This is a genomic window from Burkholderia sp. BCC1996, assembly GCF_905339955.1.
In the GTDB taxonomy this organism is placed as follows: Bacteria; Pseudomonadota; Gammaproteobacteria; order Burkholderiales; family Burkholderiaceae; genus Burkholderia.
In genome coordinates this window covers 54,058-69,895 of record NZ_CAJPHM010000035.1, presented here as the reverse complement: position 1 = coordinate 69,895, position 15,838 = coordinate 54,058, and the positions used below count along the sequence as shown (strand labels likewise).

General features: G+C 60.6%; 16 protein-coding genes and 3 pseudogenes. 10 read left to right on the top strand and 9 right to left on the bottom strand.

What is annotated here, in order from left to right:
• Window positions 1–195, bottom strand: a pseudogene (locus U4Z64_RS37690) (hypothetical protein); the annotation flags it as partial.
• Window positions 196–206: 11 nt separating this feature from the next.
• Entirely contained in the window at window positions 207–1,697 is a 1,491-nt protein-coding gene (gene ansP / locus U4Z64_RS33380; RefSeq protein WP_321822223.1) for an L-asparagine permease, read from the bottom strand.
• Between the two features lie 351 nt (window positions 1,698–2,048).
• On the opposite strand from ansP, the pseudogene U4Z64_RS33375 reads away from it, so the two are divergent.
• From U4Z64_RS33375 to U4Z64_RS33365, 3 genes and pseudogenes are all read left to right on the top strand, one after another.
• Window positions 2,049–2,501: pseudogene (locus U4Z64_RS33375) on the top strand (error-prone DNA polymerase); the annotation flags it as partial.
• 433 nt (window positions 2,502–2,934) lie between these two features.
• Window positions 2,935–3,090, top strand: coding sequence for a hypothetical protein (locus U4Z64_RS33370; protein WP_175804046.1), 156 nt, complete (start codon window positions 2,935–2,937; stop codon window positions 3,088–3,090).
• A gap of 129 nt (window positions 3,091–3,219) precedes the next feature.
• On the top strand, window positions 3,220–3,468 hold the full coding sequence (locus U4Z64_RS33365) for a hypothetical protein (protein ID WP_321822222.1): 249 nt from the start codon (window positions 3,220–3,222) through the stop codon (window positions 3,466–3,468).
• Window positions 3,469–3,725: 257 nt separating this feature from the next.
• Here U4Z64_RS33365 and U4Z64_RS33360 read toward each other — a convergent pair whose 3' ends face one another.
• From U4Z64_RS33360 to U4Z64_RS33350, 3 genes are all read right to left on the bottom strand, one after another.
• Window positions 3,726–4,010 carry a hypothetical protein gene (locus U4Z64_RS33360; protein WP_012339002.1) on the bottom strand — a complete coding sequence of 95 codons (285 nt, stop codon included), beginning with the start codon at window positions 4,008–4,010 and terminating at the stop codon, window positions 3,726–3,728.
• A 73-nt stretch (window positions 4,011–4,083) separates the two neighbouring features.
• Complete coding sequence (gene infA, locus U4Z64_RS33355; protein WP_081067607.1) at window positions 4,084–4,350, bottom strand: translation initiation factor IF-1; 267 nt, start codon at window positions 4,348–4,350, stop codon at window positions 4,084–4,086.
• Window positions 4,351–4,892: 542 nt separating this feature from the next.
• On the bottom strand, window positions 4,893–5,096 hold the full coding sequence (locus tag U4Z64_RS33350) for a cold-shock protein (protein ID WP_012339004.1): 204 nt from the start codon (window positions 5,094–5,096) through the stop codon (window positions 4,893–4,895).
• A 740-nt stretch (window positions 5,097–5,836) separates the two neighbouring features.
• Between U4Z64_RS33350 and U4Z64_RS33345 the strand changes: the two genes are divergently transcribed.
• Together U4Z64_RS33345 and U4Z64_RS33340 are read left to right on the top strand one after the other, a co-directional pair.
• On the top strand, window positions 5,837–6,058 hold the full coding sequence (locus U4Z64_RS33345; RefSeq protein WP_321822221.1) for a hypothetical protein: 222 nt from the start codon (window positions 5,837–5,839) through the stop codon (window positions 6,056–6,058).
• A 68-nt stretch (window positions 6,059–6,126) separates the two neighbouring features.
• Window positions 6,127–6,366, top strand: coding sequence for a hypothetical protein (locus U4Z64_RS33340; RefSeq protein WP_321822220.1), 240 nt, complete (start codon window positions 6,127–6,129; stop codon window positions 6,364–6,366).
• Between the two features lie 271 nt (window positions 6,367–6,637).
• On the opposite strand, the gene U4Z64_RS33335 is transcribed toward U4Z64_RS33340, so the two are convergent.
• On the bottom strand, window positions 6,638–6,898 hold the full coding sequence (locus U4Z64_RS33335; protein ID WP_321822219.1) for a transcriptional regulator: 261 nt from the start codon (window positions 6,896–6,898) through the stop codon (window positions 6,638–6,640).
• Window positions 6,899–7,060: 162 nt separating this feature from the next.
• Window positions 7,061–7,378 (bottom strand): hypothetical protein, encoded by a 318-nt coding sequence (locus tag U4Z64_RS33330; protein WP_124666628.1) that lies wholly within the window; start codon window positions 7,376–7,378, stop codon window positions 7,061–7,063.
• Window positions 7,379–7,916: 538 nt separating this feature from the next.
• Here U4Z64_RS33330 and U4Z64_RS33325 point away from each other — a divergent pair.
• The 5 genes and pseudogenes from U4Z64_RS33325 (at window position 7,917) to U4Z64_RS33305 (ending at window position 11,691) form a co-directional block, all read left to right on the top strand.
• Window positions 7,917–8,114 carry a hypothetical protein gene (locus tag U4Z64_RS33325; protein ID WP_060028500.1) on the top strand — a complete coding sequence of 66 codons (198 nt, stop codon included), beginning with the start codon at window positions 7,917–7,919 and terminating at the stop codon, window positions 8,112–8,114.
• A 63-nt stretch (window positions 8,115–8,177) separates the two neighbouring features.
• Complete coding sequence (locus U4Z64_RS33320; protein ID WP_059684828.1) at window positions 8,178–8,450, top strand: hypothetical protein; 273 nt, start codon at window positions 8,178–8,180, stop codon at window positions 8,448–8,450.
• A gap of 48 nt (window positions 8,451–8,498) precedes the next feature.
• On the top strand, window positions 8,499–8,786 hold the full coding sequence (locus U4Z64_RS33315; RefSeq protein ID WP_124666630.1) for a hypothetical protein: 288 nt from the start codon (window positions 8,499–8,501) through the stop codon (window positions 8,784–8,786).
• 210 nt (window positions 8,787–8,996) lie between these two features.
• A pseudogene (locus tag U4Z64_RS33310) lies at window positions 8,997–9,607 on the top strand (transposase); the annotation flags it as partial.
• A gap of 923 nt (window positions 9,608–10,530) precedes the next feature.
• The gene (locus U4Z64_RS33305; protein ID WP_321822218.1) at window positions 10,531–11,691 is read left to right on the top strand and encodes an acyltransferase; all 1,161 of its coding nucleotides are present in this window, start codon (window positions 10,531–10,533) and stop codon (window positions 11,689–11,691) included.
• A 359-nt stretch (window positions 11,692–12,050) separates the two neighbouring features.
• Here the strand turns inward: U4Z64_RS33305 and glgA are convergent, their stop codons facing one another.
• Window positions 12,051–13,547: a glycogen synthase GlgA gene (glgA, locus tag U4Z64_RS33300; RefSeq protein WP_321822217.1), complete on the bottom strand. Its 1,497-nt coding sequence runs from the start codon at window positions 13,545–13,547 to the stop codon at window positions 12,051–12,053.
• A gap of 50 nt (window positions 13,548–13,597) precedes the next feature.
• On the bottom strand, window positions 13,598–15,793 hold the full coding sequence (gene glgB / locus U4Z64_RS33295; RefSeq protein WP_321822216.1) for a 1,4-alpha-glucan branching protein GlgB: 2,196 nt from the start codon (window positions 15,791–15,793) through the stop codon (window positions 13,598–13,600).
• Window positions 15,794–15,838 lie beyond the last annotated feature (45 nt).

Below are 15,838 nucleotides of genomic sequence, written 5' to 3'. Positions count from 1 at the left end.
GGTCCTGCGGAACACGCCTTCCGCGTCGTGGGCCTTCTGGGCGAGGCTTGCAGGGTTCTGCGTGTCGAGCCATGCCTTGACTCGCGAGTAGGGCGGGCGAACCTGATCGCCTGCAAGCATTTCGTCAAACGGTGCCATTGAATTTTCTCTTTTTCTGCGAGGCGGCCTGCTTCGGGCCGCAGGCCGTCCCCCGATTGCGCGTCGGCTCAGTTGTCGCCCTTCTCGAGCACTTGCCGTGTCAGCGTGACCGACGGAATCGTCGGCTTGAGCAACCCACGGCGCGCGCGGCTACTCAACCACTTCCAGCCGGTCACGAGCAGCAGTGCGACCAGCGGGATCGACGCGATCGTCCACGTCCCGTTCGGGTAGTCGAACGCCATCAGCACCAGCACGCCGAGCAGGAACAGCAGCGTGAGCCACGACGTCACGGGCGCGCCCGGCATCCTGAACGGCACGTCGTCCACTTCGCCGCGCCTGACCGCGGCGCGGAACTTCATCTGGCACACGACGATGAAGCCCCACGTGCTGATGATGCCGAGCGACGCGATGTTCAGCACGATCTCGAACACGCTCGACGGCACGAGATAGTTGAGCAGCACGCCGACCACGTAGATCGCGACCGTCACCAGAATGCCCGCGTACGGCACGGATTGCGCGCTCATTCGGCCGAGGAACGCCGGGGCCGAGCCGCCCATCGACAGCGAACGCAACACGCGCCCGGTCGAATACAGGCCCGAGTTGAGGCTCGACAGCGCCGCCGTCAGCACCACCAGGTTCATCACCGAGCCGATGCCCGGCACGCCGAGCGCACCGAAGAACGTGACGAACGGGCTCTGGCCCGCCTTGTACGCGCTCCACGGCAGCAGGCAGACCAGCAGCACCACCGACGCGACGTAGAAGATCGCGATGCGCCAGATCACGTTGTTGATCGCGCGCGGCAGCACCTTGCGCGCGTCCTTGCATTCGCCGGCGGCCGTGCCGACCAGCTCGACGCCCGCGAACGCGAACACCACGCCCTGCACCAGCACCAGCGCCGGCATCAGTCCGTGCGGAAAGAAGCCGCCGTTGTCGGTGATCAGATGCATGCCGGTGTCACGGCCGGCAACCTGCACGCCCGTGCCGAGGATCAACGAGCCGATCGCGAGAAACAGAACGATCGCGGCGACCTTGATCAGCGCGAACCAGAACTCCATCTCGGCGAACCACTTCACGCCGATCAGGTTCATCGTCGCGACGATGCAGAGCGCGACGAGCGCGAAGATCCACTGCGGCACGGCCGCGAACGGCGCCCAGTAATGCATGTACAGCGCGACGGCGGTGATGTCGACGATGCCGGTCATCGCCCAGTTCAGGAAGTACATCCAGCCCGCGACGAACGACGCCTTCTCGCCGAGGAATTCGCGTGCGTACGACACGAAGCTGCCGCTGCTGGGGCGATGCATCACGAGTTCGCCGAGCGCGCGCAGGATCAGGAACGAGAACGCGCCGCACACCAGATAGACGATCGCGAGCGACGGTCCGGCGGCCTGCAGACGGCCGCCCGCGCCGAGAAACAGACCGGTGCCGATCGCCCCGCCGATCGCGATCATCTGCACCTGTCGATTGCCGAGGGTCTTGTGATAGCCGGCTTCGTGCGATTCGAGCCAGCTGCGTTTGTCGGTTTCGCCGGTTGTCGACGGTTCGGGAATCGATGCCATGACGGTATCCTCGCGCGCGGATGTGATTGAATTCATCCCGATCGCGAGGCGATCGGGACCACCGGTACCGGAGGATCAGGGTGCGGAATCAGCGCACCCATCCTGAATGCGATTCGCCGATCGTGGCGAAAAGCACGGTATGTCGCGAACGTATTCAGCCGTAATTCCCATCACAAACAGAATGCGAATTTGGACTAAGCCTGTTCGAATTCCTGCATATGGGCCTCGGCCATCGCGCCGCAAAGTGCGTCAGCCTGCTCGTCGCGTGCGACGCACGCATATCGCGCGTGCGCGATTGTCGTTTCGATTTTTCTATTTCCACTTCCGACCGGGACTCATGCTGGTTCAGGGTCACTTTGGCTCGCCGCGGCTGCCGTGCCTGATCGAGATCGGCTGCGCGGCACCGCGCGCGATGACGCCCTGCCGGCATTGCCTCAAGCATCAGAGGGCAAAGAGATCGCGACCGACTATCGTGCGATGGGCTTCACGCTCGGCAGGCATCCGCCGGCGCTGCTGCGCGACCGCCTCGCGCTCGATCGCCTGCATTCGGCCGAGCAACTGGCGACGGTGCGCAGCGGATCGTTCGCGCGCGCGTGCGGATTGGTCACGGTACGGCAGTGGCCGGGAACGGCCAACGGCGTGCCGTTCATGACGCTCGAAGATGAGACGGGCCAGGTCAACGTGATCCTCTCGCCCGGTCTGCTGGAGAAATTTCCGAAGGAAGCACTCGGCGCCGCGCTGCTCGCCGTCTACGGCGTTTGGCAGGCAGAAGGAAAGGTACGGCATCTGATCGCGAGCACATTGTGGGCTCTCAGAAAAGATGTCTTTGGCACCATATATAAATCAATGACTTGGACATCTTTTTTGAGACGATCACATGCTCACCGTCTCAAAAAAGGTGTCCTTGGGCACGGAAATTCTCAGAAAAGTTGTCCTTGGAAGCATCGCTTGCCTCCGTTCGCGCATTCCGTTGGAACCGAGCGGTGAATGCCGTCGATCAAATCTGCACGACATCCCGACCGAAACCTGTTCGCCTCATCAGTCACAGCTAAGGCCTGCGCCCCAGATCCTTGGATATGGGGCGCGACCGATCAGGTGGAGGTCGAGCGTACCTTCCCCAGGATCGTGCCTGTGGAGGCGGCTCGTCCGCGCGGCGTGGCGCAGGACTTGTGAATCCTTCCGCCAAGACGCCTAGAATTCAGTCATGGCTGCATTCCACATCCACAAGGAGGCTGTCATGACTCAGTCGATGATTGGTTGGGTGGTTGGTCTTGCGGTGGTCGCGGTGGTTGCAGTCGCGTTGGCGCGCCGTTACCAGAGCGAACATTCAAGTATGGAAGTCGTTCAGTGGCTGGACTCCCATCACTTGGGGTGGATGCATCGCAAACATTGACCTCTCGGCGCTGGCGGCGATAAACCCCGCCTTGCCGAAGTTTACCGGGAGCCAAACACACGGATGCAGGCAGGCGGGTGAAGTCTGCCATGTCGTTGTCTCGCCAGGGGCCTTGCCAAGGAAGGCATCATGGATGATGAAGTGTGTACGACCCACACGCACGTGGCACGCCTTCGCGTGATGCAGACCACGTCTGGGCGCTATCGCGGAATCGTCCACTTGCACCGCATCGGAGAGGATCCCGGCACCTCTGAGCAACACGATAGCGAAGGGGATTTTGCATCGGACGTGGAGGCGCGTGACGCCGCACGAACGCTCGCACGCAGATTGCTCGAAGAGCAAATCCAGGGGCACGAAAAGGCGCAAGGCATCGATTGAATCTGCGTCGGCGGCCTGGTCGTTACGCAACGTCGATCGGCAACGCGACGTCCATCAGCGCGTAGCGCGCCAGTCGCACAATGCGGCCGCTCGTCCGTTGATCTGCCTTGAGAGCACGGGACAGAAAGGAATGTCGGTTTACGACGCGAGTTTCCCGTTGACCGGCAGCATGGCGTCGGCTCGCGCAATTTCGGATCGGGACGCACGTCTCCGATTGACGCGCGCTCCCATGCATTGCTGTTCAACAGAGAGCCGTATCAAAGAACTGCGTCGAACATCCAATGTTCGCCTCGGTTCTGATCGATGATGTCTTCTGCGTAACGTTGCGAAGCCCGGCGTGCGTCACCGGCACTGGCAAACGGCGAACCGTCGACAAGCTTGAAGGTCTGGCTCCGGGTCAGCGTGGTGTTAGTGCCACGCAGGCAAACCTTGACCGCCGCGTCGAAACCGGCTTCGTAGTTGTGAGTACGGCCAGCGCCTGTGTGAAAGTGAGGATAAATTAGCGGATATATTTCGAATCCGCGATAGGTACGCATACTCATGATGAACTCCCGGTGATTGATGGCTACGAATTGCGTAGAGGAGCGCAATCAATCCTGTATCGGCGCTACATGGTTAGCGTCGAACAAATCTGTTTCGAGGCACACCGGGCGAAGCCCGTTCGTCTTTGTGCCGGAAATTGATACGCCCTTTGGTGAGGTCATAGACCGACAATTCCAGCGTGACCCGGTCGCCGGCGAGAATACGGATGCGGTGTTTGCGCATGCGGCCCGATGCGTACGCCGCAACGACCGCGCCGTTTTCCAGGGTAACGCGAAACCTGCTGTCCGGGAGCACCTCATCCACGACGCCGTCCAATTCCAGTAACTCTTCCTTTGCCAAATCAATTTCTCCAATCAATGTGACGCGCCGCAATCGCAGCGGCGTGCGGATATCCGGTCTCCGACAGGGAGCGGTTTCAGTGCAAATATCGAAAACGCCCATGCGTGGGGGGCGCGTACCAACGCGACATGCGGGCCGCACCTCGTCCGGGCGTTAACGTGTCTCGTTATCGCGTCTCGGTGGAGCGCTTCGTCCCGCTCGATTTGGCGGGCGCAGAGGGTGTCTTCGGTGGCACCCAGTTCAGCGCCGCGCCGAGCACCGGCAAATCCTTGGCGCGCCGTGGTCTCGCGAGTGATCTTTTGTTGCGCAATTGACTCTTGGTCAAAGTTGCCTCTGTGTGCGTCGATCGCGAGCCCACGATGAATGAGCCGTCCGATCGTTCGCCACCGGATGCGCGGCATCCCCACTTTCTTCCTTGGGGCGTACGTCTTGAGGCGAAACGGTAGCCGAAGCAGGACTGTGGGCGCCTGCGGCGGATGCGAAAGATCCCCGACGATGACTGCGTGGCCGATCTTGCACGCAGGACCGACGAATGATGTGGATTACTGAGGAACGATGTTCGAGGCCTGCAGACCCTTGGGCCCGTGCTTCGTCTCGTAGCTGACCTTTTGACCTTCGGCCAGCGTCTTGAAGCCATCGCCGCGAATCTCCGAGAAGTGCGCGAACAGATCATCGCCGCCGCTATCAGGCGTGATGAAGCCAAAACCCTTGTTGTCGTTGAACCACTTGACGGTACCGGTATCCATGGAAATTCTCCTGATATTGGACAAATGTATGCGCCCCGATAGGGGGGCACGAAAAAGGATCAAGGAGGGAGAGGACAACGAATACCGCGTTCCGCGGTCAGTGATGAGCAGCAATCGCGCTTCTTGAAGGCTTCAGATACCCACCCTACGCGGGGCCAAACACCCTGTCAAGCTGTTTCGGTCGGAGCATTTCGGGTGGCAGCGCAAGAACACGCCGCGATCGGCAAGGCTCGCCCCGGATGTATACCCTTGGCTCCGTGTTTTTGATTTGCTTCGAATGTCTAATTGAAATTTCGACGATACCGTCATGGCACCATCTCCCCGCGTATCGGCGATTGTTCACACGCCGCTGAGCCGGTCCGTCCCGCGCCCAATCGGCGCGGCATGCCATGCGGCGGTTCGCGCAGAACTTTCGCCGTACAAGTTCGCCAATGCGCGTAGGATGGATTTTCTGACTGACTCGCTACCGATTCCCGCGCCACTCAAGGCGCCCCCCTCCGAACGTGATCGGGCCTCTCATCGAAACCGCGCAATGCGGACGAGCACCCCGCGTATCGGCTGCGTATGCGAAGCGCCGATCGATGCATGTCTACAGGACACGAGCGTCTTGGATAACGCGTCCTGATCTCTTCCTCGGTCCATCCTGTTTCTGCGTCCGCGGCGACGCCCCAGACTCAAACACGCCTGGCGCATAGCGCGCCGGCAACGTCGGGAGGCTGGATATAAACAGGAAAGACCTGTTGAAATGGATTCGACGCGATGGTTCTGGTGTCATCGAACAGTTCCTGCCGTATGACGCTCGTGCCGAGATGGACGGCGTCATTCTCGATCGTCGTCATGAAATCGATGAGGATGCCTTCCTGATGTTTTTATCGATCCGCGCGCTGTTGTGCAAAGGTGAAATGGCGAGCTGCGAATCGGACCAGGAAGCAGGCCAGATCATGGCACTCCTCAAGCTTTGACTGTTCTAGTCGCGACGATACGCTTCGCGGTGGCCACGGGCCCCGCAGCAACTGAAGGAGGAAGGAAAATGCAACTCGACTCAAACCGATTCCATATCGACCCGACACCGCGCAGGGCCGACGGGGAATACATGGCACATGCGCGGATCAGCATCGATCGTGCAGACGGCAGTGAGTGCGACGTTCAACGGAGCGGAGATCTGGCTGGCTTCGACGTGCGCGAGGATGCGATTGCCTTTGCGAAAAACTGGGCGCACGAATGGCTCGACGCGCATTTGGTCGACGATCTCCCCGCGTCGATGAATTGAAATTCGGGTGGCACGCCAGCCGCCCGAGCAATCGGGGCGTCGCCGGGATCGAGGCCGACGGCAAAACATGCTGCTGCCAAAGCAGGCTGACGCGGTGTCGAAGGTCGGTCGAGAGGATGGCCATCCTTGGAGGGCCACGGACCAAGGCAGCAAGCACGCCCTCCAACGGGCTCATCACCGCCGGATCGGGCCGCATGCGTTCCGCATCCTCGAAGTCCGCGACTCTCGTGAGCCGAACTTCCTCCCAAGTGCGGCGCGTTGCGACGGGATATCATTCCAGTCGGTCGAAGGCACCCGCTTCGAGATCTTTCCTGAAATGCTGTAGCCAGTCGCTTTCGTCGCCGATCACGTATTCCTTCGTAATCCGCGTCGAGAGCCTGGTGATGGTGACATAGCCCTGTAGACCGAGGTTCTCATCACCCTTCGGGTCGGTCGTATCCGTTTCCTGAAGATCGAAATCGCCCTCTGCCAAGCCACGGCGCTCCAAGGTCGCCAGAAAGTCTCTGTGTTCATCCGGTTCGATCAGCCGCATATCCGGCCCCCTCGTGTTCAGCGGAGATGTCGCGCGGCTCGATGTCACGGGGCCGACGGCACGCGTTCGAGCGTTGAAATCATGCACGCCGAACTCATGCGGAATACCTCACGGTCCCCCACATACGGCGCTACCGGGAAGCAAGCGTCATCGCCTGCGGTTTTATCGTCTGGGTCCTTTCATGCTTTCCGACTCCATGGCCGCATTCCGCTCTTCGCTCGCCTCGATAGGGTCCATCGCTTCGTCAACCGACGCCGTTGCGCGCTCGGCGGCCGCGTTAGTTTCGTCTTCCGGGGAGTCGACATCGCTGTTGCCGTCACCCGGGGGTAGCAGCATGTCCTTGAGCATCGCGCTCAGCTCCGGCGTGTCCCATGGCAGGCCACGCCTGGTTCGGACCTTGATGTAGTGTTTCACTTCCGCGTCCTGCTCCGCGGTTAGCGGCAGCCCCTGGAAGGTGCTTTGGGGGTCAGAGTCTGTCATCGCTGCCTCCTCCTGCTATAGCGTCTTCAGTGTAGTCCCATTGCGATCATGAGAGTCGTGACCGAAGCACTCATTCGCCGAATCAAATGCCGTGCGTCGCCGCTGCAGGCAACATCCGGCCATCGACTGTCGTTGGCTGCCTACGTCACCATGACATTCGATCGGCCGATTCCACCTCAGTCAAAGGACATTCCGTCCGTTCATGACCGACCGATCATATAGGAATACGAATTGATATGACCATGCACTCAGACGATATTGGAGCGAAGCTGACCAGCGACGGCCCATGGCTGCAACTGACCGACGCGGTTCACGGGATGCATCGGCGATGCGGGCAATGACATGGGGCACGTAGGCCTTAACCGATCCATGTTTGCGTAGCATGTTGACGTCAACGGAACAGGACACCAGGTCGAACCGCTACTGGCCTGCTTCGGCTCGTGGCTGCAGGCACGCCAGAGAGCGAACATCGAGCGTGCGAAGGAGTAGGGGCGGACGCCACCGATCGCCTATGCTGGAAGCTCACGAGGAGCCGACTATGACGCCACATGACGTGATGATGATCTTCGAGCGGATGAACGCAGAGGGAAAGGCGGCCGCCGATCTGGACCATGCTTGTGCCGGATTCGCTGGCTGGTTGGCGGAGGCATGGAGTCGATTGAGTGAGGATGAGATCGCAGTTCTGACGTCGATCGGCGCCTCGCTGTATCGCGAGGGGTATGCGAGGCGGTACTAGGCGGGCTCGGGGGCCAGCGTAAATATATGGGCGGGGCGGACCGAAAGGGCGTATAAAGTCCGAATGACTATCCCCTCCGTTACCGCCGAGTCGGTCCTGGGCCTGTTCCGGCTCATTGCCGGGAGGGAGGAGCGCCGGACTTCCGGCGAGTCAGCAAGGATGGCGGCGCTCCTGGCTCTTGCCGAGCAGCTTGCACGCAACCATCAGGCAATGACAGAAGATAGTTGGGATGCAGCCGTCCGTGTTGGCGGCCTGCTGTTGCGAGCGGAAATGATCAACAACGACGCTGACACGGTGGCGCTTGACCTGCTAAGCCGGCTGCGGCGGCGGAAATGAAAAGCTCGTTCGAGCGTATAGCGAGTCGCCCCCTGTGGAGGGGCCAACATGTCGACACACCTGCTTCTTCTCTACAAGGGGTACGAACTTCATCCCCTCGTCTTCGCCCGTACATTCAGTCGCTTTGACGGACATTCCCGTTACGCCGAAGGGTATGACATCGCGGTACGGATATGCCGCCCGGGCGCGATAGCAAGCTCCGCCGCGAGCCGTATTTTCAGGCTGGACCAACCGCATACATACTCCGACTTTGGTATGGCAAGGCGTGCCGCCCGGCAGCAGGGAAAGGACATCATCGACGGAAAGGTGAGTGGAGCTTCGGTCATCGACATGTAGTTCGGTCAAACGCAGCGGTCGGCCACGACGACGCGAGAAGCTGAACGCACGCATTCTTCCTCACCGGTATCGCCACCATACAAAGTGATCGCAATGCGATTCCGTACTACCTCGTCTTGCGGACTGACTTGACCCTGACCCAAGAAATGGTCCGGTGCATAAGTAGAGAAATTCGGCATGATGTGTCCAAGCGGACACGAAGGCCATGCCATGAAGACGAGCAAGTTTACGGAAGAGCAGATCTCATTTGCACTGAAGCAAGCCGAGCTGGGTACGAAGGTCGAAGAGATCTGCCGCAAACTCGGAATAAGCGAGGCGACTTTCTACAACTGGAAGAAGAAATTCGGAGGGTTGGGGCCTTCTGAGCTGCGCCGCTTGCGTCAGCTCGAAGAGGAAAACGCGAAGCTGAAGCGGCTCGTGGCGGACCTGAGCCTGGACAAGGTCATGCTGCAGGACGTACTCGCAAAATAGCTCTGAAGCCTGCCCGTTGGCGCATGTTGATCGATGAATTGCGTGATCGCTATCGAACCAGCCTGACGAAGACTTGCGCGTTGTTTGGCATGTCTCGTTCGCTGTATCGGTATCAGTCGGTTGCGCGCGATTCGTCGGCGCTGCTCATGCGTATCAAGGAAATCACCGCCACGCGCGTGCACTATGGGTATCGGCGCGTTCACGTGGTCCTGCGACGGGAAGGCTGGCGAGATAACTGCAAGCGCGTCTACAGGCTGTATCGGGCGGAGAGCCTTTCACTGCGGCATAAGCGGCCACGACGTAACAATTCGGCTCGGCTGCGACAGCCCAAGCATATCGTGACCGCGATCAAGCTCGACAACGGCAGCGAGTTGCAGTGGATGACGCCCGCCGAATTCGCCCGTCAGGCAAGGGAATCCGCCTCGCCTGACAACTCAACCAAGCCGGAAATCTCCACTTCCGACCGGAACTAATTCTGGTTCAGGGTCAACGGGATAAGCGCCCCCATTACTGGACCAGTATTGATCGGCCATTCTACGAACATGCTCGTTCGATGAAATCAGACGGCTGATCATGGAGGTCGTGCGCCTGCGGCGCGAATCTGATCGAAAAAAATGAACTAATCTGCGGCTCCGGTGGCAGCAGCACGTCCGCGCCTGTCGCCATGGCGAATCACGACTAGCAATTGGCGGCGACACTGTATCTATGCCCGGTAGGATCGACTCAGCGCGGATCTTGGAGCCAACAATCATGTCGATCAACTCAAGTGTTGCGCGACAAACTTTTCGCGGCATTCGCTGGCTACTTACGATCGATCAAAAGAAGCCCGTTGCGGATTTCGGTGAATGTGATCAACCGGATCGGCAACGCGATCACCGAGATCGGCGCTCATGAACACCCAACTCGCAATTCAACAAAGGACCGTTGCCGACTGCGGATTCAACCGGACGATGCAACACAATCGAAGCAGTGTAAGTAGCGGGCGGCGCCTCGGGGAACTAGCCATGATGCTTGAGCGAACACCGGATTTTATCCATATTTAATACATTCGCCCCCCTGGCCATCCCCAGATCGCACCCAAAGTCCCCGATCGGCCGTGCCACCCCACACCGCACTATCGCTGAAGTTAACTCAGATCGTTGCATGTGCGACCGCGCCGGCCCATGCGTCGGGTTTGCACTGGACAATCAATCTTGCCTTTTTAATAACTTCATCATCGTTTTCATAGTCTCCTGCCATCGGGCAGTGGCGAGCAGTCTAAACGGAGGATGGAATGCTTCAGCAAATCCCGCAGATACCGACGCAAAGCAGCATGTCTTCCGGTTCGGCACGGATACACTGGCTCGACGCATGCCGGGTGTTTGCCACCCTCGGTGTGGTGATGATACACGTCAGTGCGAGTCCTGACGGACAATTGTTTCCGGATGCCCTGGCCTCCGAACGAGTCGGACCGGCTATCGTACGGATTACTGGCGAACTGTCCGGTTCGGAATTATTTTTTCTGTTCTCGATGTTCCTGATCGCGTTCAAGATCGATCGTCGGCATGTTGCATACGTTGACTTGGTCCGCGAGCAGGCGAAACGACTGCTGATCCCATTTGTCGCATGGACCGTGTTTTATGCATTCTTCCGCTTGTTCAAGGCTGAGTCATTCGGCTACTGGGCCGCGATCATGGAGCAGATCGTGCAGTGGCAGTCGTGGATTGGCTACCTGCTACTCGGCTCCGCTCAATACCATTTGCACTACCTTCCGACGATGTTCTTCCTGGTTTTGCTATATCCCGCAATTCAGGCAGCGATCCGCTATCCGGTTGTCGGATTATCGATCATTGGCACCCTGCAGGTGATGGACTACGTGCAGGGCTGGTTGTGGGGGCACGTCGCCGATCCGCTCTACCGTGATTACCTGGTTCGTATGGTAAAGATCATCTGCTACAGCGGCTATGGAATTGCGGGATTCGCCGTATTCGGCATCTGGAAACGCAAGCTTTCGTTTGATGAGAGCAAACATTTTCTTTGGCTATCGCTGTTACTGCTCGCTGTCGCTTATATGGCCAAGCTGGTTTACGCCGCTGACGCGGTCGCGGCGGCACAGTGGCCAGTGCGAACCGGTGCTGGATTTTATGCCCATTTTCTGTCACCGGTTCTGATTCTCACGGCATTTCTAGGATCTCAGCATCAGATCTGGTCTCCTCTTTACGCGAGAATCGCCAAATATACTTTTGGAATCTATCTAATCCATCCGATCTTTATCGACTGCTTTGATTTGATCCAGCACACCATGGGCTGGTCGACAGCACCGATCGTCACGGTGATATTGAAGCTGATCATGGTTGTGCCGCTAGCGTTTGCAACGACCTACCTGCTGGCGAAGATCAGGCTAACTGCTTGGCTGGTTGGATTAGGGTCGGTGCCCTTCGTTCGGCAGATGTGAAGCGTCACGAGGTTGTTTCTCGAGACGGGAAGTCAGGCCATCGGCACGATGTCGCAGATGGCGCGACGAACACGATACCAGTTTTCGTGATGCTGCCAACTCGCCAAGGTTTCGTTGCGATGGGTTAAGCATTGGTATGCCGCGGCGAGCTGGGCGGGCGGATGAACGTGTCACAACCTGTTCGCGTGTCCAGCAAAACCGTCGGACGCGCTTCGTCTTCCGTTTATCGGCAGGCGCCGCGCCCGACTACGCGAGGCCCTCGGCAGTTCGCTCCCGCCGCGTCCCGAAACCCGGTTGCGAGCGCAACGGATATCAAGAACGCCTGTCCCTGGCGAGTTCCCTGGTAGACCAGTCAATATCTATGCCACCTGCTCCGTTCGATGACGTGGCGCCGTGCTTGCGAGTTGGCGGTAGACGGACATCAACTTCGTTGCTGAACTGTTCCAGCCGAATCGCGCTTGCATCGCGCATCGTTGTACCCGCTCCCATTCCTCCTTGCGTTCATAAAGGGCAAAGGCTCGGCGTACGGCAGCACCGAGCGCCAGTTCATCAAAAGCATCGAACGCAAATCCCGTCGCAGAGCCGTCCGCAAGGTTTTCGAGCGAACAGTCGACGACCGTGTCGAACAATCCGCCTACCCGCCGGACGAGCGGAAGCGTGCCGTACCTGAGGCCGAACAACTGTGTCAATCCGCAAGGTTCGAAGCGGGACGGCACCATGATCACGTCACTGCCTGCGATCAGACGATGTGACATGGATTCGTCATAGCCTATGACGACTGCGACAGCGCCCGGATGTGCCTCAGCCGCACGCGTGAATGCTTGCTCGAGTTCGGGGTCGCCACTGCCAAGCAGTGCGAATTGCCCGCCTCTTCTGACGATATCCGGAAGCATCTTCAGGACGAGATGCAATCCCTTTTGCTCGGCGAGCCGACTGACCACGCCGAAGAGAAGCGCGTCCCGCCGCACATCCAGACCTGTCGCTCGCTGCAATGCGGTCTTGCAGCCCGACTTGCCGACAAGCGACGTCTCGTCGTAGCGCACGGCGAGGTGACGGTCCGCCGCCGGGTTCCAGATCGTTTCGTCGACGCCGTTCAGGATGCCGTGCAAGTCGCCGGCGCGCTGACGCAGCAGGCCGTTCAGGCCGCAACCCTGCTCGGTATGCTGGATCTCCTGTGCATACGTCGGGCTGACGGTCGTGATCTTGTCCGAATAGTAGAGGCCGGCCTTGAGAAACGAGTACTGGCCGAAGAATTCGACGCCGTCGATATCGAAGAACGCCGGCGGCAACCCCGTCTCGTGAAACTGGTGGGCCGGAAACACGCCTTGATACGCGAGATTGTGGATCGTGAAGACGCTGCGCGCGGCGACCGTGCCCGTCTCCCGTTCATCGGCCCGCAGATAGGCCGGCGCGAGGCCGGCATGCCAGTCGTGACCATGCACGACGTGCGGACGCCAGGACGGATCGAGCTCGCGCGCGAGGCGCGCGGCGACCCATCCGAGCAACGCGAAGCGGCGATGATTGTCGGGATACGGCGATTCGCGCGGATCGCCGTACGGTCCGCCCGGCCGGTCATACAGCGCCGGCGCGTCAATGAAATAGGCGACGACCTCGCTGTCGGGGAGCCTGCCGCGGTACAGCGCGGCCGCGTCGGCGCCGAACCGACCGCCCAATGTCGCGATCCGGGTTGTACCGGTGATGCCGTCGCGGATCGACGGAAAGCCGGGAACGAGCAATCGCGTATCGCATCCCAGCGCCGCGAGCGCGGCGGGCAGCGCCGCCGTCACGTCGGCGAGGCCGCCTGTCTTGAGCAGCGGATAGACTTCGGCACAAACATGGAGCACACGCATGGACATCCCTCTCCGTCAACGATCGTTCGAATGCGCAACGCGAACGCAGCCGCGTTTCAGGCCGGCCCCCCGCCGGAATGCGGACACGGGTCGTCGGATGCCAGCATGACGGTCGCGAGGGGCGGCACCGTGATGGCCAGCGATGCCGCGTAACCGTGCGACGGGATCGCGTCGGTTTGCATCACGCCGTTGACGACGCCGCTGCCGCCGTATTGCCGATCGTCCGTGTTGACGATCTCGCGATACGCGCCTGGCCGGGGCACGCCGATCCGATAGCCGTTGCGCGGCACCGGCGTGAAATTGCACAGCACGACGACGAAGCGGCCGTCGTCCGCAATGCGCATGAATGAAAACAGCGCGTTGTCGCAATCTTCGACCTCGATCCATGCGAAACCGCGCGGATCGAAATCGGCCTGATGGAGCGCCGCATGCCGGCGCATGGCCGCGTTCAGGTCCCGCACCAGCCAGTGCACGCCGCGATGCAACGGGTGCGCGAGCAGGTCCCAGTCGAGGCATGCATCCGCGCTCCATTCGCGTGGCTGCGCGAATTCGTTGCCCATGAACAGGAGCTTGGCGCCTGGATACCCCCACATGAATCCGTAATACGCGCGCAGGCCGGCAAAGCGTTGCCATTCGTCGCCGGGCATGCGCGACAGCATCGATCCCTTGCCGTGCACCACCTCGTCGTGCGACAACGGCAGCACAAAGCGTTCGTCGAACGCATACAGCAGGCCGAACGTGATCGTGTCGTGATGATGCTTGCGATGGATCGGGTCTTCGCGCATGTAGCGGAGCGTATCGTTCATCCAGCCCATGTTCCATTTGTAGTGAAAGCCCAGTCCGCCAGCTTCGACGGGCTTCGATACGCCCGGGAAACTGGTCGATTCCTCCGCAATCGTGACGGCTTCGGCGCGTTGCGTTCGGATCGTACAGTTCATGTGCCGCAGGAAGGCGATTGCCTCGAGGTTCTCGCGTCCGCCGAAGCGATTGGGAATCCAGTCGTGCGCCGGACGGCTGTAGTCCCTGTACAGCATCGAGGCAACGGCATCGACACGCAGCCCGTCGACACCGAACCGTTCGATCCAGTAAAGCGCGTTGCCGGTGAGGAAGTTCACTACTCCGGGCCGGTTATAGTCGTATATCAGCGTATGCCAGTCGCGATGCACGCCTTCTCGCGGGTCCGCATACTCGTACAGGCAGGTGCCGTCGAATCGCGCGAGGCCATGCGGGTCGCCTGGAAAATGCCCTGGCACCCAGTCCAGCAGCACGCCGATGCCCTGCGCGTGCGCCGCTTCGACCAGGTGTCGGAAATCGTCCGGCGTCCCGAAGCGCGAAGTCGGCGCGTAAAGCGCGGTCGGCTGGTAACCCCACGAACCGTCGAACGGATGTTCGCTGACGGGCAGTAGCTCGACATGCGTGAAGCCCAGTTCCTTCACATACGGAATCAGCGTCCCGGCGAGCTCGCGATACGTCGGCCAGGGCCCGGCGGCGGTCGGCACGTGTCGCCACGACCCGAGGTGCACTTCGTAGATGCTCATCGGCGCGGTCGGCGCGTTCGCATGGGCCCGAATGCGTTCGGGATCGCACACGGGCGGCAGGCCCTGCACGATCGACGCCGTGCCGGGCCGCATCTCCGCGCGGAATGCGTAAGGATCCGCCTTGAACAGCAGATCGCCGTCGCGCGTCTTGATCTCGAACTTGTAGAGATCGCCTTTCGTTGCGTGCGGCACGAATAGCGCCCACACGCCACACGCCGGAAGCAGGCGCATCATGTGCCGCCGCCCGTCCCAGCGATTGAAGCTGCCGATCACCGATACGCGACGGGCACTCGGCGCCCACACCGAAAATCTGACGCCTTCGACGCCGTCGAGCACCGCAGGATGCGCGCCGAGTGTTTCATACGGCCGCAGATGCGTGCCTTCCGCCAGCAGCCACGCGTCGAGTTCGCCGAGCGCCACCGGCAGCCGGTATGCGTCTTCGATGACCTGCGTGTCGCAAGGCCACTCGACGTGGAGCCGATACGCGAATCGCGACACGCAGCCGGCGACGACACCCGCGAACAGCCCTCCTTCGACATGATCGAGCGCGGCTGCCACGCGCCCGCTGGCGCGCTCGACGACGGCGACCGCGACAGCCCCGGGAAGCAGCGCCCGGACAACCAGCCCGCCGGTGCTTTCATGCATCCCCAGAATCGAGAACGGATCGGCGAGGTGGCCCGCGAGCAGCTCGGCCATCATCTGCCGGTCGGGCATGGCCGGATGCCCGTCCCGTTCCGGCCACCTGACGTCGCCGCAGGG